The sequence below is a fragment of the Parabacteroides chongii genome, from assembly GCF_029581355.1.
GTDB classification, from domain to species: domain Bacteria; phylum Bacteroidota; class Bacteroidia; order Bacteroidales; family Tannerellaceae; genus Parabacteroides; species Parabacteroides chongii.
Genome location: NZ_CP120849.1, coordinates 2,685,325 through 2,706,571, shown reverse-complemented (window position 1 = coordinate 2,706,571; position 21,247 = coordinate 2,685,325). Strand labels below are relative to the sequence as shown.

Genomic DNA, 21,247 nt, shown 5'->3' with positions numbered 1-21,247 from the left:
CATTTCTTCAGATTAAATGGTAGTAATGAATTTTTTTTCAACTTTTTCATCGAAACATTTGGAGGTAATAAAAAAAGCCGTATCTTTGCAGCGCTTTAGAGAGATAAGGCGTACAAAACTTACTGAAGTAATGAAAGGGCGTTTAGCTCAGCTGGTTCAGAGCATCTGCCTTACAAGCAGAGGGTCGGCGGTTCGAATCCGTCAACGCCCACCTTTCATATCCAATTGATTTCAACTTGGGCGTTTAGCTCAGCTGGTTCAGAGCATCTGCCTTACAAGCAGAGGGTCGGCGGTTCGAATCCGTCAACGCCCACTCAAATTTATACCAAATTGATTTCAATCGGGCGTTTAGCTCAGCTGGTTCAGAGCATCTGCCTTACAAGCAGAGGGTCGGCGGTTCGAATCCGTCAACGCCCACCAAAAGAAAAGTCCGTTAGTCGAATGATTAACGGACTTTTCTTTCTATAATCACATATTCAAAAAGGACCACTGATTTTAAACCAGCAGGCTCTCCTTCACCATCTGAGAAACAGTAGTGCCAATCAGCTAAAAACGATCGTTATCCTGAATAGCTCATCCTCCGGATAATCGTACTGAACATGGAATTCGTTTTTATCACAGATTGATTTTACGATATTCAAGCCCAAGCCCAACGACTCTTCAGACTTATTATGAAAAGTGATCCGGTTAAACAAATTTGCCTCATTTCTCAATCCGCCTCTACATGTGTTGCTGATAACCAACCGGGAATTATCCAGGAACAGATCGATCCGGCCCTGAGGCAAATTATGCCGGATTGCATTACTAAGCAGGTTAGACAGCAATATTTCCGCCAAATTTGAATTCATAAGCAAAAGGCAGTGAGATACAGATATTTCAACCGTAAGTTGTTTGGCTTCAAACAGTTCGTCGAGGTCATTCAAATACACAGCCAATAATTCATCCAGGCGAATATTTTCCTTTTCCGCATATTGGTTATTATTGATCCGGGTGATCAGAAGCAAAGACTTGTTCAGCCGAGACAGACGGGAAACAGCTCTTGAGATAGCCCTGACGGAATTTTCATTATCCTTATCCTGCATCAACAGAGGGCTCTGCATCAGCAAGTCCATCTTCGATTTGATGATGGATAAAGGGGTCTGCATCTCATGGGAGGCATCCTCCGTAAAAAGACGAGAGTTTTCGTAGTCGGCATTGATCTTATCGACCATACGCAAAATCACTTCGTTCATTTCATCTAATTCTTTGATACCCGGATTCTCCAATTGCAATACCGCATTCGCCTTCAAATCATATTCATGTAACTTCTGAAGATTATAATTCAAAGGAGACCATACATTCTTTTTCAGAAGATATTCAATTACATAAGTAAACAAGACAAACAAGGCAAATAACAATAAAAGAGAAGTGACAATAGCGTAAAACAAATCATTCGAAATGACTGTCGGCTGATTGATTGTGATCAAGTGACGCTCGTCTTTATAAGAAACAGTAAAAAACAACTGGCGGTACGGAGTGAAAGTTCCGGTATCCTCGCTATACATAACGGTATCCCTGTACATTTCATCCGGAAATGAGCCAGACGCCTCAATAGCTTCAACTTCTATTCTGGCAGGTTTCAATACCAAGGTAGAAGCTAAAGGTAACGTATCATTTTGAGCAATATAATTCTCGATCTTTGTCTTTTGATCCTTCAACATCCGGTCACTCGAATAATGAATAAAAAAGCGAAAGATCAGATAATGGGAAACACTTCCTATCAAAAGAACGACCAGGATGGATATAAAAAGATATTTCCGTATCAATTTAATCAGGCTCATCACTCTGAAAATTTATATCCGATCCCATACACCGACTTGATGTAATCGCCGCTCCCGTTATCCATCAGTTTCTTCCGGAGATTCTTGATATGATTATAAATAAAGCTGAACGAATCGGCAGACAGACTCATATTATCTCCCCACAAATGTTCGGCTATATCCTCCTTACTCAGCACTTTATCTTCATTCATTATAAAATAAAGCAACAGGTCGTACTCTTTACGGGTCAATACGACCTCCAGTCCGTTCACATGAAGCCGGCGATTATCAAATTCAATGGTCAACTCGTTAAATCTTCTAATATTCGTTCCCTTTAATCCGCGACGGCGTATAATGGATTTAATACGTGCATTCAGTTCCGAAAGATGGAAAGGCTTGGTAAGATAATCATCTGCACCAATATCCAGACCTGTCAGTTTATCATCCAAAGAATTTCTGGCGGAGATAACAATAATACCCGCATCCTTATTCTTCCTTTTCAATATACGAATAATATCCAGTCCGCTCCCACCCGGCAGGTTTATGTCTACAACGACACAGTCATAGTCATACATCTCTATTTTCTCTTCCGCCGTTTGAAAAGAAGTCACGCACTCTACCGTAAATGCTTCCGACAACAGAAAGTCTCTGACAGACTCCAGCAAATCGACTTCATCTTCTATAATTAACAGATTCATAACGCCTTTCACTTTGATTCCAAGAACAAAGTTACTCAATAATAATTAAAAAGAAAGCTACTTCTTAATAACACGTCCTTCACTATCAAATACCAAACTTCTATAATAGGGATGATGCCCATCTCCGTCAAAGCGGATCTTCACAAAATAATTACCATTGTTCTTCCTCTTGGAAAGAAGGATCGTATAATCCGGATAATTCTTTTCCAGATACTTCACTATAGCTTTCGGTAGCTCCTTGGGTGAAATATTCCCTTTACGATACTTTCCGGCATGTTCATACCGATAATCTATCCTACTCACACTCGCTTCACTGATCCCGTTCAAGCTAAAGATTACCAGCATAAAAAATATCAACTTTCTCATATCCTCCTAAATTTATACCTCAAATATATAGGGGGAATCTGTAGTAATTCTGTATTCGCAGGATAAAATAACAGGCAGAAGCCGGTTGTTTATCTTCTTTTTTGCGACAATGGTATCGAGATCAAGCGGTCTATCGAAAATTTACCCGGCCCGGTAATATACATTAATATAAATACAACCAGATAGATAAAAGCCAACTCTTTCACCGCAAACGCATCATTGCCGTGAATAACGAAGAATGCCATGCACATGGTAAAGATCATCGGGATCATAGCCAATCGATACAATGCACCAAAAATAAAACCTATTGAACAAGCCAACTCACCAAAAATTGCAAGCCCTAACGAAACCTGGCTACCTACACCCAGCGGATCGGGAAAAACGGCAGACATCTCGGTATAGTTAGTCCATTTCTGGATACCATGAGATAACAACAATCCTCCGAAAAGGATACGCAATGCCAATAACAACAGTGAAATAACCGTACCGTCCGGCTTAGACGGAAATAAAAATCTGTATATCGCCAACATATTATTTAGTTTTTACATAAGATTAATAACTTATATATAAAACAAAGGAAATAAAAAAATGTTCATTACCCCTTACATCCTAAGACCTCCACTACCGACGATAATACGGAAGTTACCCAACTCACCCAATTGAACGATACGTATGACAGCAAAAACAGCAAAAAGCAACGAGTATTTAGATGTATACGATGATTCTCAATCCCAAACATTCAACAGCCTATCAACCATTACTCTCCCGTTGCTTTTCGGAAATCTAAACTTTTAAAATCTTTATTCTATAGCAATCTTTTCAAATAGTTCATACAAGTCATCCGTATCTGCTCTTGCATATCGGATTTTATCCGATAGATACTTCACTTTCAGATCAACATTAAATCCGAGCTTAACAGCGAATGCCAACTTTGTATAAGATGTTTTACGCTTTTTATCCGGTCGTTCCAAAAGGCTCAGGATACGAATAAACAATGCTTCATCCTTCACGTCGTAAAGAAACTCTCCTAAAACAGTATCATTGCGCACGAAATCGATAAAACGCTGACGTTCACTTTTAATCAGGTTAACAAAAAAATCACGATACCCCGGACTCAGATTTCTCCAATCTGAAAAAGCCAAAGCAAAGGAATCTTTATAAAAGCCCTCCTTTTCCTCCGGTAACAAATTATTCACATGTTGCTGATAAACACAAACAGCTGGTTGGGCACCCAGCAATGCCATTAATAACTTTTTCATAACATTCTTAGAAGGTTGAATAGCCCTTCACCCCTCAAGCCACCAAACAAGATAACAAGGCCTGTAAAGAGGATTTAAATCCAGCTCTTCCAGCATCTTTTTCAGTGGCTCTAAAAAACAAAAAACCCCGAAGAACTTAATCCCCGGGGCTTGCTTTTTTGTCTGTCTTCGCTCTTCACAGAGATCGAACAGAAGAACTTTATTTCATTACTTTAGTATTAATACTGACTACTTGTTCACCCATCGCGGGATACTTGGCAGGCATATTCATAGGGTTATGCCAAACCACGCAGTCAAATTTAAATTTATTGATTATAAATAGTTTCTATTATTTTACGATTGCTTTAACAGCAGCTTCACCTTCAACGGCAACGACTACCACACCTGCAGGAGCAGCGATGGTTGCTTCAGAAGAAGTGATTACTGTATTGGCAATTGTCTGACCAAGTACGTTAGTGATCACTACGTTCTTGCCTTCAGCACCCTTAACGATTACAGCACCGTCAGTTGCTACTACAGAGATTGCAGAAGCGCTGATTTCGTCGTTTGCAGTCGGATTAGAATGTTCTGCTGCCAGATCAAACTTATCACCTGCTGCATAACCCTTAGCTACAACAACCACACCGTTGATGTTCTTCAGGTAACCATCGTTAGAGAGTTCAGGCTGTTTCTTGCCAGCGATGTAAGTGTTATAATCATAATAACCTGTCTGAACCTTGAATGAACCGTCAGATTCATGGTTGATCGGGTTGATATAACGGAACGCAAACTTAGCTGTATTGAAATCGCTTGTGCTCAGGTCAATCACGTCGGAAGCCTTGCCACTCTTTGTATAGTTCTTGTCTGTGATATACAGTTTGTCACCTGTGCGGAAACCGTATACGAAACCTAACTTAGCAAAGTGTTCGCCTGCTTCATTGTCATTGATATACTTATTCGTATGGATAGCACCATTTACATAAGCTACATAAGCAGTGTCGATCAGGTTCACCAGGAAGCGACCGTAAGTCGTATCCGGAGTCAGCTGATGGTTAGCATTGTCGAATGTAGCCGGTTTGTATTCCGGATTAACAGCCAACAGATACTGATAACGATTGTTGTTGCCACGTTTTACATAAGCTGTATCGACATACAGAGCCGGAGCCATAGTAGTCAACTGAGCCTTGTTACCGATGTTCAGGAATTCACCGTTTTCGAACATCTGATCGTAATCATTTTCCTGACGGAAGATACGGATCGTATCACCCATGCTCTGCAGACGATATTCAGGAGCACCCACTTTCTGTACTTTGAACAGGTCGTTAGAGTTGATCTGATCGTAAGCGCCTTCAACTTCAACAGCACCCTGTTTTGTCAGCGTTGTTGCGCCATACAGTTTGTTGCCCAGGTTCAAAGAAGCATGAGTTGTTTTGCCATCTGCTACAAATCCTTTAGCGTCATACTTCGGATAAGTTACACCAACGATGTTATACAGATCAGTTCCTTTTTCTTTCAATACGAAACGATAAGCTTCAGAGATATTCTTAGTAGTCTTGTATGATTTGAAAGCAGGATCGCAAATCATTGACAGGATATCTGTTGTCTGCGGATTTTCGTAAGTCAGGAATTCATCGTTAGCCACATTCTGCAATGCGTAGCTGATGATAGCAACAGTATCTTTGTACTCATAGAACTTCTTGTCAGAAGCTTTGTAATACTGCGGATGGTTGAATACATATACAGAGTCGGAAGCCTGTGTCAGTTCTTTGTCAGAATCATAAGCTCTGGCAGCTGTCAACGGAACAATTCTCCAGTTTACTGTAGCATTTTCGTCGTGAGACAAGCCCAGGAAGTGACTCTTCGCAGTATGGTTTTCACCTACATAGTAATCTTCTTCAGAAGAAGCTACCAACAGGTTGAACAACTGATCCTGTACTTCTTCAGCTGTCAGGTTCTTATAACCGTCACGCTGAACAGCGTTATTTTTCAAAGCAGTTTCAACCGGAGTGATTGCGATTGTATCGCGAAGCAAAGCTGAACCGTTCCATTGAGCAAATTTAGCAGAACCACCGGTATAAGCTACAGCATATTTGTTGTTACCCAGGTAATATATCTTGCTTACAGCATACTTTTCGTTATTGTTTTCACGGTTTACGAAAGTAAAGCCGTAAACATTGTCACCCAATGATTGTCCCTTAGACAAATCACCTGTAGCAGCAGTCATTTGAACAGCCCACTGTCCTTCCGGTTTATCGAACAGGAAGTTAGCAGCATCAGCTGGTTTAGCTTCCGCACCCAAAACCTTACCATTCAATTTGATAGTCTTAGTACCATCTTTGTATGTTACATCCGAATGATTTACAAACGTAATGTTCACATACTTCATGTTCAGCGGATTGTAATCCTTGTCAGAATCACCGCGTACAGCGTTGTTTGCACTGAATTCAGCATATGCCCAATAAGCTTGTTTACTAGAAGTTGTCAGATAAGTACCTGCTTGTGCACCAGTCTTGATAGTAAATGTAGAAACATCACCTACACTCGTTTTACTATAATCAGATACCTGAATTGAATAGATAGGAGTTTTAGCTGTTGCTTCACCGTTTGCTACTTTGTTTGCATCGAAGTTGAATGTGAAGTAAGGAGCATAAGTGGCATCTTTCCATTTACCGTTTTTCATCACTTCAGCCATCGCTTTCTCGCTCAGTGTTACGAACTTGTAACCACCAGCGATCAACTCAGAGTTAATGTTACTCCATTCAGAATCTTTAGTTGTTTCAACTACGATGTAGCTGTTGCCTTTCTTCAGTAAGAAAGTTTTCAGCTCAGTATCAGTAAATGAGCTAGCATTATCTACCGTGATCGGAGTGAACGTCTTATTAGTACTGTTGTAACATACCGGAACCAAATCAGCATCTTCAAACGGGTTCTGAACCAATGTAGAAACGCCATCCTTTTCATCCCACAAAGACAGGTTGAAGCTTGTCAGTGTACCGAAGTCTGAAAGGATTTGTTTAGCTGTGAATGCCTTTGCATCTGCAGGAATGCTAAACAAAGCAGAAGGAGTAGATGGATCAACCAAAGAAGGTGTTCCATCCTCTCCAATACTTACATATTTTCCATTTGTAGCTTTTAAAGCAAAGCTTCCTTTATAGTCTTCCGCAGTAAATTCGGTTTCGCCTTCAACTGTGAAATAAGTATTGGCATCTTTCTTTTTGAAAGAATAACGATAAGTTCCGTCAGTTGTCGTTGCAGTCTTGCTTACTACCCAAAGAGTTGCCTTTTCGAGTGATCCGTCTTCACCTGCAAATTGAGTACCGTTACCCAAAAGCACTACATCTCCGGATGCAACAGAAGTCAAAAGAATATCTTTATTGGCATCATCAATAGTGGCAGCCGTAGATACACCGGTTGTTTTTAAAGCAACGCTAGATATATTTACTGAGTTTCCGTCAGTCACAACAGTTGCTTTTTCACCTTGTTTTAGTGTAAATGTAGAAGCTTTAGCTTTCTCTACCAAAACAAAAGGAGCAGCATCTGTTGATTTAAGACCTGCAGTTGCCTGCAGCCAGATCTTTGTTTCACCCAGTTTTTCAAGAGTGACATTCTTGTATTTGCTATCTACCAATACCCATGAATCTGCTTTTTCAGCATCATCTTCTGTCAAATAAACTACTTTTCCGTTTTGAACAGAAAGAACATTGTCTCCAATAGCAACAGTAGTCGGGGCAGGAATAGCTGTTACATCGCTGGTAACAGTTATTGTACCGTCTTCTGCAACAGAAACAGCAACATCACCCATGCCCGGAACATCTGCACCCGGAGCATTCTCTGCCAGTTCTGACTTAACGATTTCTACGTCTACAATAATGTCAAAAGTAACATCTTCGGACTGAATTTCAACATCGTCTTCGCTTTCGTTTTTAGTTACTAATGCAACATTACCATCACCCTCACCAGAAGAAAGTATACTTAGATTCTCTACACTTTTTTCTGTATAAGGAGTGCTTTCATCTGTATACAAGAATGCATTCGCTGCAGGAGTAGTCTTGTCTCCATCTCCTTCAAGTGCTACTGCATCAGTAGCATTCACAGTCTTTACTGTAAAAGAACCATCTTCTTCAGCAATGTAGAGATTTACTGCACCTTCTTCACCCACAGTAATTACCAAAGGTATTGCAGTTTCATTTCCTTCTGCCTCTTGAGTTTCTGTCTTACCTACATACTGAATGCCATTTTCACACAGGAACCATCCTTCAGCACCGGCTACTTGCAAATTGTAGGATTTGGCTGCTTCTTGACCGCCATCTCCATCAGTAACCGATGGTGTGTCAGAAGAAGCATCCACCAACGTCCATGCAGTCTTAAATGCATCCACATTTTTGAGATTACAAGAAAGGATTTTTTCCGTCGACTGGGCTGCATCCGAGCCAGTTCTAGTTGTCACATACGTTCTAGCTACCCCGTCGTTTGCCGGTAAGATCATTGCGTCTACAGCGTAGAACAATCCACCCGAAGCCAACAGTGTAGCTACTAATGTAGAAAACTTTTTGTTCATAATTCTTTAATTTAATATTAATAATAGTGTTAAAATAGCGTCATAAATCTTGTGAATCTTACTCTACACCTTTATCCCTTTCTTCCCCTAATTTTGTGTTTGTTAAAAGGTGTTTAGTAAAATGACTAGTTTTATCGATCCTTTTTTCTAGTCATTTTTTGAGTGAATTTTTATTTTATACTGAAAAGTGATAATTTCATACAAACTTTGTTATGTAGTTGATAAGAAAGACTATATATTTGCAAAAATAAATTTGAAAAGAATTGCAGGTTTAAAAACTAGTTGTACCTTTGTGACTAGAAAAAAGGATCGTTTAAATTAGCCATTCTATTTTAACACTTTAATTCATTATATACCAATCTATTAAATATCATTTCACACCTCATTTTACCACAATTTTAACATTCCAGTTTATTTAAGGATAAAATACTGTAATACTGAAAGTTAAGCTTGATTTTCACCACATTCTTTTCAGCAATTGTAAATCACTGTATAATAGCATCTTAAGTTTTAATATCTGTTTTGTATTCTCAGAGGTGTTGCTTTATATATAATGTACGCGATTGTACAACTATAAAAATAGTTGATATTTTTCTTGAAAGCCGTTTGGTTATTCTATAATAATCTTTGGACTTATCCCCCTAAGCTATGTATGATAATCCAATATTATTTTAGGTTTCCGTAATAATAACGGTTATTACAAAGTAAAGGTAAAAACTGAAAATCGGATTTGTATTCGAACGTCTTTGCGTTTGATATATATCAAACGAATAAAGCACATATATGCTTCTTTCATTTGATAATTGTTCTCCTTTCGTTCGATAATCATAGAATGATTCATTGTTCGGGATGAAAATTCGTTTTGGCTGGTATTAATTTAAATGCCCGTCATATACATACAAGCGCAATTTCTGCTAAATAATAAGCTATTTATTTGTAAAGAACTGGAATACCGGATTACCAACGACGGAATACACCCTGAAATTACAGGAACATTCTACGAAGTGATATAAAAGTAACAAATTTGTTACTTTTATATTTGGTCGTTTGGAACAAATATGTTACTTTTGCAGTGTTCAATTAAATAATAGTTCTTTTACACAATGAAGTATTCCGAGTTTTACAAACTGATTGAAGCCGCAGGCTGGACAATCAGTAAGGGTAAGAAACATCACAAGTATGTTCACCCGGACTTCGACTATTTCATTCCTGTCGGACGTCATCCGAGCAAAGAAATACCAAAAGGTACACTTGAATCGATGATGAAGGATGCCGGACTGAAAAAGTAAAAGTTCTGCCACTCCCTTCGGGGAGTGGCTTTAATTGGACTAAACCTCAAAAAATCTGTTGTATGAAAACAATTGTAGCAATTATCGAAAAAGCAGAAGACGGCGGCTATGGTGTTTACACCAAATCTGTACAAGGTGCGTACGGGTACGGTCTGACTGAGCAGGAGGCTAAAAATGACTTTGTAGACGTACTAAACGAACAAGCCGAATTTTACAAAGAAAAGAAAGGTGTGTTTCCGGAATGGTATACGGAAAATATATCGATAGATTACAAATATGACTTTTCCGGTTTTTTTAAAACCTTTCCTTTCTTCAATGTATCACAATTTGCACAAGCTGTCGGGATTAATCCTTCATTGATGCGCAAATATAAAGAAGGACTGGCTTTTGCTTCCGAAAAACAAAAGGCAGCCATACAAGACAAATTCAACGAGATCGTAACTAAAATGAGTCTGGTCCAGTTTTAAAAAGAGCTATTTTTAATTGAACACCTGTACCGCTCACATAACAAGGGGGAACCAATTGGTTCCCCTTTTTCGTCAAACTATGTTACAGTACAAATGCACTGGATAATAACGACTGCCTTATTGGGCTGCTTTACTCTTTTCGTATTCCCTATTCTAATTGCAATTTTCAAATAAGAAAGGAGACCCAAAAACGATTTATTCCCCGAAAATCGCCGTAAAGATTTGTTAAACAATTCTTATTTAAGCAGGCGCGTAATATGTTGGTACACATATAAAACGCAAAAGGCGACACCTCTAAAAAGAGGCATCGCCATTTACAAAAATACTTTAAACCGTGACCCGGGAGGGATTCAAACCCTCGACCTTCAGAACCGGAATCTGACGCTCTATTCACTAAGCTACCAGGCCAAAGACGGGGCAAAAGTAATTATAATATCGGAAGAAACCAAACGAACGGCAGAAGAGTTTTATATCTCTTTCTTTTTTCTGCCCTACAACATAAGTTTTGATAATTTGCAACACACTTTACCACATATACTGCCATTTTGCAAATAAAAAAGGCTTCAACATTGCTATTTTGCCATTAATCATTATCTTTGCGTCGCATATTTTACAAACACAAAGCACAACAAGTATATGAGCTATTTAATTAAACCTGCGGGATATAAGGCTTTGCTAAACCTGTCGCAAACAGAGATGGGAATCAAGAAAATCAAAGACTTTTTCCAGCAAAACCTGTCTTCGGAGTTACGCCTGCGTCGTGTCACGGCACCTTTGTTCGTTCTTAAAGGGATGGGAATCAACGATGACCTGAACGGAACCGAACGAGCTGTCACATTTCCGATCAAAGACCTGAACGATTCCAAAGCCGAAATCGTACACTCTTTGGCGAAATGGAAACGCCTCACTTTAGCAGACTATAATATCGAAGAAGGGTACGGCATTTATACCGATATGAATGCCATCCGCTCTGACGAAGAACTGGGTAACCTGCATTCATTATACGTCGACCAGTGGGACTGGGAACGGGTGATGAGCCCCAAAGAACGCAATGTCGAATATCTGAAAGAGGTCGTACGACGTATATATGCAGCCATGGTGCGTACCGAATATCTGGTTTATGAGATGTTTCCGCAAATACGGCCGACACTTCCCCAGCATATTCATTTCATACATTCCGAGGATTTGTTGCAAAAATATCCTACCTTTACACCGAAAGAACGGGAAGACGCTATCGCCAAAGAATATGGCGCAGTCTTCATCATCGGTATCGGATGCAAGCTGAGCAACGGAGAGAAACATGACGGACGTGCTCCTGACTACGACGACTGGTCGACTGTAGCAGAAAACGGACAGGTAGGACTGAACGGTGACTTACTCGTTTGGGACGATGTATTGAACCGCTCGCTCGAACTTTCTTCAATGGGTATCCGTGTAGATAAGGAAGCGCTGGAACGTCAGCTGAAGCTCTCCAACGCTGAAGAAAAGAGAGAACTCTACTTCCACAAACGCCTGCTGAACGGTGAACTGCCTCAGAGTATCGGCGGCGGTATCGGACAAAGCCGTTTGTGTATGTTCTATCTGCGCAAAGCTCATATCGGTGAGATCCAGGCTAGTATCTGGCCGGAAGATATGCGTCAGGAAGCCCGTGCTGCAGGAATGCTATTAATTTAATTGAAAATTGAGAATTGAGAATTGAAAATACCCAAAAGCAACTCTCAATTCTCAATTTTCAATTCTCAATTTTCAATTATAAAGTTATGGACGTAAAGATCGAACAAAGCTGGAAAGAGCGGTTAGCCCCCGAATTTGAAAAAGATTATTTCAAAGAGTTAATCAACTTTGTAAAACAAGAATACAGCCACGGTGCTGTCTATCCTCCCGGACCATACATCTTTAATGCTTTCGAACATTGTCCTTTCGATAAAGTGAAAGTGGTCATTCTGGGACAAGACCCTTACCACGAACCCGGACAGGCACACGGCCTTTGCTTTTCCGTGCAGGACGGAACGCCTTATCCTCCTTCCCTGATCAATATTTTCAAAGAAATAGAAAGCGACCTAGGCAAACCCATGCCACCAAGCGGAAACCTTTTGCGTTGGGCAGACCAGGGTGTTCTGCTATTGAACGCCACCCTGACAGTCCGTGCACACCAGGCAGGCTCACATCAGAACCGGGGATGGGAAACATTTACCGATGCCGTGATCCGTACACTGGCAGAAGAGCGCAGCCACATCGTTTATATCCTTTGGGGCTCATATGCACAACGCAAAGGGGCGGTCATTAATGCTTCACGCAATCTGATATTGAAATCGGCACACCCTTCTCCCCTCTCCGCTTACCGGGGATTTTTCGGGAACAAACATTTCAGTAAAGCAAATGATTATTTGATAGCCACCGGGCAAGAACCGATAGAGTGGTAATTAATACCAGCTCTGTCCTTCCCGGGCAGAGCTACTCTGGTTATACTTCAAGTCTTTCAGCAGCGAAGAGCTTACCGCAATAGAGAATGTATATGATTTATAAGGCCCTACAGGTACAAAGCTTGCAGACATCTGGAAACAGTGCAAGTTACGTGTCACGTTACATGTCATGAACGAAATTTTGTTATTGTCAAAATCGTACGTGGCATTGAAATTAAAGCTCCAGTTCTTCGTCGGCTGAATATTTCCGTTAAAACTCAGGGCATGCGTCAGCTTATACTTATACTCTAACCGGTTAGGATCGAAATCACCGTAACGCAACTGCATACTGTAATTGAAAGAAAGGCTCCAGGGGATCTTCGAGATCAGATAACCGTCGGCATCATACTCACCGGTATCTTTCTTCTTGCCGCGCAAACGTCCGCCTTCAGACTTTCCTTCGCCATCCGGATTTTCTCCGTCCTGGTTTTCCGCAGTCAGATTTTCGAGTTCTCCGTCACCCACATTATCTTCCGGGATATTACTGTCCGTCTCACCTCCGAACCATTTCTTGAAGGTATCGTTATTGAAAGTATAAGAGAAGCTGGTTCCTGTCGAACGTAAACGCCCGATACCTTTACCGGCTTTCCAACGGGGAATATCCAGTCGAATCGGTTTTCCGTTCTTATCTGCACCATAGGTGTAGGTATCGAACTGCCCGTTCAGATTCAAGGTATAACTCTTCGAGAACTTCAAACGTAACCCGACAGACAAGTCACTCCACTTGAAAGAATCTGCCGCCATATTATAGCTCATGCCCAATGATAACTTGTCGATCAGACTGATCTTACGGAAACCGGTAGTATCCTTGTCTGATTTGATCTTCATTTCGACATTGTTATCCAACGAGAAGTTCAGGCTTCCCTGCTTTCCGCTAGGAATAGAACCGTTGTGGGCAAAAGGAGAATACACATAGTCGATCGGATCGCCATTGGTATCGATATACTGGTAATGATCATAGAACCCGAAAATACTGCTGCCAAAGTCAGGAGCGGCACTGATACTGATCGACGGTTCCATACGATGGCGAATCATCTGCACTTTATCTCCCAGGAAAGGTAGCGGTTTATAAGAACCATACAGTGTTGTAGATGCCGATAAAGATGCATTATAATTATAAATACGATAGAATCCGTAAGTCGTATCCCGATTTACCAGCTTGTTCAGCTGCGGGTCGAACTGTTGAGTGATCTTGCTGGTATACCAGCTTTCCTTGTAGTTGAACGAAGGAGAGATATTGATATACTTGAATGCCGTAAATGTAGCACTGACCGGAATGCTATGTTCAAAAGAGTTCTTCCAGTCTTTGATAAGGTTCGACTTGAACAGCTGATCTTCTTTTGTCGTGATGCTATTTCTGAAATATCCGGAGTAACTCATGGAGATCTTCTCATACCAGCGTTCTTTACCGACCGGATTCTTCCGCTTAAAGGGGAATATACGGCTCAAAGTAATGGTCAGGTCAGGCAATGTCATAGAGATCATCGAGTCCTTGGAATTTTGGTTCACGTTCATGGTTGCCGAAAGCGTCAACGGATTATTCGGAAAACGCTGTGTTATATTGATACTGGAACCTTTTGTATTGTTCGTCGTATTAGGGTTGTAGATACCATAGGCACTGTTACGGTCGAAGCTGGATGTCTGAAAATTGACACTAGCCGAGAAAGTCCGGTACGGATTGGCTTTCGGGTCCTGGCTGTGCGTCCAGTTCAACCGGAAGTCTTTCGACAAGCTATAGTCTGCCAATCCTTTATCCCCATACTTACTTACTTGGTAAGCTGCATTGAAATTCCCTGAAAAACGATATCGCTTCTTATAAGATGATTGCGCCTGAAGCCCCCAGGAACCTTTCGTATAGACCTCCCCCGTCACAGCCAAATCGATATAATCGCTCAGTGCGAAGTAATACCCACCATCACGCAGACCAAAACCCCGCTGGGAGTCGTCGGCATAGGTTGGCATGATCACACCCGACGAATAGGTACTCGAAAACGGGAAGAAACAGAAAGGCAAGCCGATCGGATACAAAGGAACATCTTCTATTACCATGTAAACCGGTCCGGTCACAATATTCTTTTTGGGACGGACCTTCGCCTTTGTCATCTGAATATAAAAGTGAGGATGATCGTGTTCATCGCAGGTAGTATACTTACCGCCCACCATATTCAGCACATCGTCGTCCATCTTCTTCGTGCGTCCGGCAGTAACAAAACCTTCCCCCTGCTGGGTGATCACATCCGTGATATATCCCTTCTTGGTATTGAAGTTATATCGCATCGTTTTAGATTCATACTCTTGATCCCCGTCTTTAAACAAGGGATAACCGAACTCTTCACCAATAGAGTCAAGACCGAATTTGGCAAACACCAGGCTGCTGTCCAGGCTCATCTCGATATTCTCCGCCTGCAGCCCGATCTGTTGGTATTTGACATCTCCTTCACCATACAGATATGCCCAGTTACCGGCTGTCATCACCATAGAGTCTTTTGCCTGATAAATAACCGGAGCATCCAGTCCTACCTGCTTAGACTGAGTAGAATCGGAAGCAAGGACCGTACTATCGGTGACAGCTGTCGCTATCGTATCCCCTATGACAGGCAATACGGTATCCCGCGGGGCAACCAGCTCCTGCGAATACATCATCAAAGCCCCGGTGAGGAAATATAATAGGATAAATAGCCCTCTGTGTCTCATTAATTAAGTTGACAGTTGACAGTTGACAGTTGACAGATAGGAGATGAAGCCACTGTCATCCGTCATCTGTCAACTGTCAACTGAATCGTTACAGCGTGCAAATGTATAATAAATTAATGAGCCCTTTAGCTTTTATTCCCCTAAAAAGAGTTTACACCAGTTATCAAAACGTATAACGGTCTCCTCTCCATACCTGGAAAGGCTCTGTTTTACTTTCTCAACCGGCTTTTCCTTATCCAGTTTTGTCTTACTGTAAAACTTATCGGCAAAACAGATGAGCTGCTCTTCCAACGATACCGGAACCATTACACGCGACGGAAGCGGAAGATGTCTTTCTTCTATCATTTCCGCCGTTATCCCGGTCCCTGTATGGCGTTCACAGACCAGTGCATGCCGGGGAAAACCTTCTTTACGCATCAGGTCGGCACCCAGATAGCCGTGACAAATATATTCGGCATCACCCAGGCAACCGATCTCCGGTGCATTGCAAAGAAAGATACCGATGTCGTGAAGCATGGCTGCTTCTTCAATGAAAGGAATGTCCAGATTCATTTCCGGATGCATACGTGCCAGGCTCAATGCTTTCTCCGTCACGCTCCGGCTATGGGTTACCAGGATATGGTAGGCATCCGATCCTGCCGGATAATATTTGGATATAATATCAATAGGATTCATTTTATCTACGCTTTATTTTTAACCGATCCGACTGCGAAGATACTGATATTTTATATTGGCTATCCATTATCCGGCCGATAAAATACTAACCTCTGCATCCGAGGCTGTTCAAATCCGGATTAATCTCCTTAACGGCATCTTTCACCTTTTTCTTTGTTACTTTACCTTCAGTAGACACCTGTTGTACCGGATACCGATCTTCTTTATGATCTAACACTAAAGCCTCGGTTTTCGCTTTTTCTTTGATTTTTGGAAGTCTTGTTGCCATATGATTATTCTTTTTGTTTGTAATAATCCAACACAAAAAGAAGCCTGATAGTTCAAGTCAAACATGTTAAATGTAAACACATTTAACCGTTTCATAGCTTCAATAAGGCGAACATTTGCTACTTTTGCAGGCAATAAACAGTTGGATACGGATTATGAAAACAGTTTTCAGGCTTACACTTTGGTTTATCGGCATATTACTCACAGCAGAACTGCAGGCGGCAACAACTCAGGGTGCTTTGGTTTTAGGGGCCGAACGTATGGATGTGATCACTCGCTTACTGAAAGACAAACAGGTCGGATTAGTCGTCAACCAGACCTCGATCCTGGAAAAACAACAGAAACATTTGCTGGACGCACTGGTAGACCAGGGTATCCGGGTAAAAAAAGTGTTTGCCCCCGAACATGGTTTCCGGGGAACCGCCGATGCAGGTGAAGAGGTAAAAGACAGTCGTGACTTTAAAACCGGTATTCCTATTGTTTCCATCTACGGTAAAAACAAAAAACCGACAGCCGAGCAGTTAAGCGGACTGGATGTGGTTGTATTCGATATTCAGGATGTAGGCGCACGTTTCTATACATATATAAGTACAATGCATTATGTCATGGAGGCGTGTGCTGAGAACGGCATTGAATTTCTTGTGCTCGACCGTCCGAATCCGAATGACTTCGTAGACGGTCCGGTGCGTCAGAAAGGCTTTGAATCGTTTGTCGGTGTCGACCCGATTCCATTGTTGCATGGTTTGACGGTCGGAGAGCTTGCCTGGATGATCAACAGCGAGGGCTGGCTCAAAAGCAATCCGGACAGCTGTAAGCTCCATATCGTCAAGATGGAAAACTGGCGGCATGGCGATCCTTACTGGTTACCGGTCAAGCCGTCTCCCAACCTGCCGAACGACCAGTCGATCCGGCTATATCCTTCTTTATGCTTTTTTGAAGCGACCAATATCAGTATCGGCCGAGGCACCTATTACCCGTTCCAGGTGATCGGATTTCCGGACCGAAAATATGGAGACTTTACTTTCACGCCCGTATCATTGCCCGGTTTCGACACGAATCCATTACAGAAAGACAAGGAGTGTTACGGTATCGATCTTCGGGAATATCCTTTCGAGGGAGGATTAACGCTGCATTTCTTCCTTGACTTCTACAATAAAGCCGGGAACGAACAAGCTTTCTTTTTCTCCCGCCCGCAATGGTTCGACCTGCTGGCCGGAACCAAGGAACTCCGTTATCAAATTGTCAGGGGATTATCGGAAGAAGAGATCCGTGACAGCTGGAAACCGGAACTGGACAAGTACAAGCAAATGAGAAAAAAGTACCTGCTGTATCCGGATTATCCGCAAAAAGTAACAAAGAGCCAATAACCGTTGATTTTATTTGGTTTTTAATTATCTTTGCTCACTCGTAACAAAGAATAGGACGACAGTGTTATGCCCTGATTATATTACATGCATAACACTGTTTATTATAATATTAAACTTACAGTGCAGGGTTAATAACGGAATACTCATTGAAACGTTTTTGGCACATATTGCTGTTCTTCTTTTTATTCGCTATTGGAATAAAAGGTTATATAGAGGCTGCCGGTAGCAACTCCCCCTATAAGGTGCTTATTATCCAGTCGTACACGGAAGACCTTATAAACTACTCCAGGTTTAGCGATCTGATTGCCCAAAAATTGAAGAAAAAAGATATCCTGGTAAATATGAAGACGTTCTTTCTGGATTGCGAACGTTACAATGAGCAGGAAGAAAACACCCGCATGTACCACTATTTAGATTCCATAAATAGTTGGGATCCAGATATTATTTTGGTTAATGACGATCAGGCAACTTATACCTTAATGGCCTGCGGCCATCCGCTTGGAAAAACCAAGCCTGTCGTCTTTTCCGCCGTAAACTTTCCCAACTGGGCTTTGTTGGAACAACATCTCAACTTCACCGGTTTTTGGGATAAGCCTAATTACTTGAAAACAATCGAACTGATAGAAAAATTATATGGTGCTTCCAATATTCTGTTTTTCAAGAATGCCCGTTTCATGAGCAGGGAGTCATTCAAAACAATCCAGGAAGAGATCAGAGGCACAGGAAGAAGTTTACGTATTGGTTTGTACCATCAAAAAAGGAATGAATATCCTAAGGAAATTTGCCCGGGTGAACCAGGGAAATCTGTCTTATACACGACTGAAACAGCTTTTCTTTCAGCCCAAAGCCTGTTAGCCATTTTCCAGAACAAACCGTATACGGCCTGTTTGCAAATCATCCTCGATTTTGATGTGCTGACGATAGGGCGCCTGGCAAATGTTCCTAATTTCACAGTGATCAACAACGGATTCAATGATGACAAAGGGATCACCGGAGGATACTTCACGACTTTGGATATACAGACAGATATTGTTTCTGCGCGGGCCGCCGACATCTTGTCCGGAGCGTCTCCCACCAACTATTCTATTATGGAAAGTCCGAAAGTATATGCTTTCGACTGGAACGAAATGGAACGCTTCAACATTAAGAAAGAAGATTTGCCGGAAGGCTGCATCATCTATAATCTCCCATTTTATGAACGTTATCATAAAGCGATGATCATTGGGGGGAGTTTATTTCTGATATTGATCATCTATGTTATTATCAAGTTAATTCTCATGTACAGGCGTGAGTTCAACCGCAAAAAACAAATACAGATTAATTTATTTAAGGAAAGACGGTTTCTGAGACTCGCGCTGGAAGGTGGTAATACCTATGCATGGAAACTGGAAAAAGGACTCTTCATTTTTGAAAATGATTTCTTTGCGGCTAACCAGGTCACGCCGAGGGATATGTCTCTTACTGAACTATTAGCCATAACACATCCGGATGACCGGGAACATTTGCGCAGTCATATCCGGGATATTTACACCGGACAATGGGATGAGACGACCATCCAATGCCGGTTCAGTTTTGATGGGAAAGGGTATTGCTGGTGGGAACTTCGTTATAATCACAGTGAGGAGATGGTCGACTCCGAACAAACGGTTATAGGTCTGTGTCTGAATATACAATCATTCAAAGACAAAGAGGAAAAGTTGATGATCTTACAGGAAAAGGCCGAAGAAGCCAATAAAATGAAATCTGCTTTTCTGGCAAATATGAGTCACGAAATACGAACTCCTTTAAATGCAATCGTTGGATTTTCCAATCTGTTACAGGAAGAGAACGATATCACGGAAGAAGAAAAAGAGATATTTAAAGAGACGATCAATAAAAACAGTGATCTGCTTTTAAAACTGATCAATGATATCCTGGAGTTGTCGCGCATCGAATCCGGCCGTATGACATTCAGCTTTGAAACATTCAAATTAAATGATCTGATCGACGAGATATATCAGACCCATCTTTTGCTTATCCCGGAACATCTTCAGTTTATCAAGGACGCTCCTTCTTCCACTATCGAAGTCCATGTCGACCGTCTCAGGTTTACACAAGTGATTACGAATTTCATAAATAATGCAGTTAAATTCACTAAAGACGGATATATCAAACTGGGATATCAATACAAAAAGGAAGAAAACAATGTTTATATCTATGTAGAAGATACAGGCATTGGAATTTCCCAGGAGGCTATCGATAAAGTGTTTGAACGTTTTTACAAACAAGATGAATTTGCCCAGGGTACAGGTTTAGGTCTTTCCATCTGTAAAACCATTGCCGAACGACTGGAAGGAGATATCCTGATTTCTTCGGAAATAGGATATGGGAGCCGATTTATTTTAAAGATTCCTGGGAAATTATAATTACATAGAATTCTATTATAATTAAGAGAGAACATAATACCAATCTTACCTGCTTGATTATTTTTAATCAAAATAAACATAAATATCTAACCTCTATATTGTTTGCGAAAAAAGTTTCCGCAGCAACAATACCAACATTCAAGTCACAGATTTATTGGAATTAAAAAGAATAAAAAAACAGCCCTTAATAACATACTAAGAAAATAACTTTTCCAAAAGACCTAAGTTCGTAGAGTACTATGGTTAATTATTTTGCAAATATTAAAAAAAATATCGACATAATGTGTCCTATTTCCGATAAAAAGTTTACAAAATCAGTTTTCCCGAATATAAATTTCAATAAAAATCACTCTTTTAATGCAGAATAAGGTCATATATACCCTAGTTCTCTACGAACTAATTAAATCAATTATATTATGACATTAACAAATCCTAAAATGCGAAGCATTACTGGTAAATTAACACCGAACAAATTAACTGAACGTGAAGACGATTTTACTTTTAATGTAATCTATCAAGCAAACCGATCAATAAAAGATCTCTGCCAATTGGCAGCTGTTAACAGTAAATTTTCTGCATCGGAACTTGAGAGTGCTAACAACGCTTTAAAAGAGCAGGCCAAAACAGAACTTTACAATGCCTCTACAGTCGAGTTTGGATTTGTCACCAACTCGTTAGGGATTGACGGACCATTCATCGGACCAGATACCAAATTTGATCCGGCGAAAAACAGTGTCACTCTCCGCTGTACTCCTAAAACCGAATTAAAAAAAGAGTTGAAAAATATAACTGTAATAGTATCCGGCACATCTGAAGGTCTACCGGTCATAACAAAAGTGACAGATGTAACAACAGGAAGTGAAAACAATCAAATCACTCCTGGCGGCGGTTTGAACGGAGAAGTCTTGTTCCGACAGTCGGAATTGTTTGCCTAGACTTTATGTATTATTCCAAAATAAAGT

Annotated in this window: 16 protein-coding genes and 4 tRNA genes; 10 read left to right on the top strand and 10 right to left on the bottom strand. The window is 40.9% G+C overall.

Annotation, left to right across the window (positions count from 1 at the left end; genetic code table 11):
• Positions 1-136 precede the first annotated feature (136 nt).
• The 3 genes from P3L47_RS10120 (at position 137) to P3L47_RS10110 (ending at position 420) form a co-directional block, all read left to right on the top strand.
• Positions 137-211, top strand: a tRNA-Val gene (locus P3L47_RS10120).
• A 27-nt stretch (positions 212-238) separates the two neighbouring features.
• Positions 239-313, top strand: a tRNA-Val gene (locus P3L47_RS10115).
• 29 nt (positions 314-342) lie between these two features.
• Positions 343-420: transfer RNA gene (locus tag P3L47_RS10110), tRNA-Val, on the top strand.
• 122 nt (positions 421-542) lie between these two features.
• Here the strand turns inward: P3L47_RS10110 and P3L47_RS10105 are convergent.
• The 6 genes from P3L47_RS10105 to P3L47_RS10080 form a co-directional block, all read right to left on the bottom strand.
• Positions 543-1,820 (bottom strand): sensor histidine kinase, encoded by a 1,278-nt coding sequence (locus P3L47_RS10105; RefSeq protein WP_277783526.1) that lies wholly within the window; start codon positions 1,818-1,820, stop codon positions 543-545.
• Positions 1,820-2,497, bottom strand: a complete 678-nt coding sequence (locus P3L47_RS10100; protein ID WP_277783525.1) for a response regulator transcription factor — start codon at positions 2,495-2,497, stop codon at positions 1,820-1,822. The genes P3L47_RS10105 and P3L47_RS10100 overlap by 1 nt, the downstream gene beginning before the upstream one ends.
• Positions 2,498-2,554: 57 nt before the next feature.
• On the bottom strand, positions 2,555-2,863 hold the full coding sequence (locus tag P3L47_RS10095; RefSeq protein ID WP_277783524.1) for a hypothetical protein: 309 nt from the start codon (positions 2,861-2,863) through the stop codon (positions 2,555-2,557).
• An 89-nt stretch (positions 2,864-2,952) separates the two neighbouring features.
• Entirely contained in the window at positions 2,953-3,393 is a 441-nt protein-coding gene (locus P3L47_RS10090) for a DoxX family protein (protein WP_277783523.1), read from the bottom strand.
• A gap of 270 nt (positions 3,394-3,663) precedes the next feature.
• Complete coding sequence (locus tag P3L47_RS10085) at positions 3,664-4,122, bottom strand: hypothetical protein (RefSeq protein WP_277783522.1); 459 nt, start codon at positions 4,120-4,122, stop codon at positions 3,664-3,666.
• A 328-nt stretch (positions 4,123-4,450) separates the two neighbouring features.
• Positions 4,451-8,659 (bottom strand): DUF6383 domain-containing protein, encoded by a 4,209-nt coding sequence (locus tag P3L47_RS10080; RefSeq protein WP_277783521.1) that lies wholly within the window; start codon positions 8,657-8,659, stop codon positions 4,451-4,453.
• A gap of 1,103 nt (positions 8,660-9,762) precedes the next feature.
• Between P3L47_RS10080 and P3L47_RS10075 the strand changes: the two genes are divergently transcribed.
• Positions 9,763-9,948: a type II toxin-antitoxin system HicA family toxin gene (locus tag P3L47_RS10075; protein WP_122362911.1), complete on the top strand. Its 186-nt coding sequence runs from the start codon at positions 9,763-9,765 to the stop codon at positions 9,946-9,948.
• Between the two features lie 62 nt (positions 9,949-10,010).
• Complete coding sequence (locus P3L47_RS10070; RefSeq protein ID WP_122362910.1) at positions 10,011-10,415, top strand: type II toxin-antitoxin system HicB family antitoxin; 405 nt, start codon at positions 10,011-10,013, stop codon at positions 10,413-10,415.
• 335 nt (positions 10,416-10,750) lie between these two features.
• Here P3L47_RS10070 and P3L47_RS10065 read toward each other — a convergent pair.
• Positions 10,751-10,823: transfer RNA gene (locus P3L47_RS10065), tRNA-Arg, on the bottom strand.
• A 228-nt stretch (positions 10,824-11,051) separates the two neighbouring features.
• Between P3L47_RS10065 and asnA the strand changes: the two genes are divergently transcribed.
• Together asnA and ung are read left to right on the top strand one after the other, a co-directional pair.
• Positions 11,052-12,089: an aspartate--ammonia ligase gene (asnA, locus tag P3L47_RS10060; protein WP_277783520.1), complete on the top strand. Its 1,038-nt coding sequence runs from the start codon at positions 11,052-11,054 to the stop codon at positions 12,087-12,089.
• An 86-nt stretch (positions 12,090-12,175) separates the two neighbouring features.
• On the top strand, positions 12,176-12,838 hold the full coding sequence (ung, locus tag P3L47_RS10055; protein WP_277783519.1) for a uracil-DNA glycosylase: 663 nt from the start codon (positions 12,176-12,178) through the stop codon (positions 12,836-12,838).
• Here ung and P3L47_RS10050 read toward each other — a convergent pair whose 3' ends face one another.
• The 3 genes from P3L47_RS10050 to P3L47_RS10040 form a co-directional block, all read right to left on the bottom strand.
• Positions 12,839-15,571: a putative LPS assembly protein LptD gene (locus P3L47_RS10050; RefSeq protein ID WP_345799070.1), complete on the bottom strand. Its 2,733-nt coding sequence runs from the start codon at positions 15,569-15,571 to the stop codon at positions 12,839-12,841.
• 132 nt (positions 15,572-15,703) lie between these two features.
• Positions 15,704-16,246 carry an HDIG domain-containing metalloprotein gene (locus tag P3L47_RS10045; RefSeq protein WP_122362868.1) on the bottom strand — a complete coding sequence of 181 codons (543 nt, stop codon included), beginning with the start codon at positions 16,244-16,246 and terminating at the stop codon, positions 15,704-15,706.
• Between the two features lie 85 nt (positions 16,247-16,331).
• The gene (locus tag P3L47_RS10040) at positions 16,332-16,514 is read right to left on the bottom strand and encodes a hypothetical protein (RefSeq protein ID WP_277783517.1); all 183 of its coding nucleotides are present in this window, start codon (positions 16,512-16,514) and stop codon (positions 16,332-16,334) included.
• Positions 16,515-16,668: 154 nt separating this feature from the next.
• Here P3L47_RS10040 and P3L47_RS10035 point away from each other — a divergent pair, with 154 nt between their 5' ends.
• The 3 genes from P3L47_RS10035 (at position 16,669) to P3L47_RS10025 (ending at position 21,220) form a co-directional block, all read left to right on the top strand.
• On the top strand, positions 16,669-17,880 hold the full coding sequence (locus tag P3L47_RS10035) for an exo-beta-N-acetylmuramidase NamZ family protein (protein WP_277783516.1): 1,212 nt from the start codon (positions 16,669-16,671) through the stop codon (positions 17,878-17,880).
• Positions 17,881-18,026: 146 nt separating this feature from the next.
• On the top strand, positions 18,027-20,285 hold the full coding sequence (locus P3L47_RS10030; RefSeq protein ID WP_277783515.1) for a sensor histidine kinase: 2,259 nt from the start codon (positions 18,027-18,029) through the stop codon (positions 20,283-20,285).
• 416 nt (positions 20,286-20,701) lie between these two features.
• The gene (locus P3L47_RS10025; protein ID WP_277783514.1) at positions 20,702-21,220 is read left to right on the top strand and encodes a DNA-binding domain-containing protein; all 519 of its coding nucleotides are present in this window, start codon (positions 20,702-20,704) and stop codon (positions 21,218-21,220) included.
• Positions 21,221-21,247 lie beyond the last annotated feature (27 nt).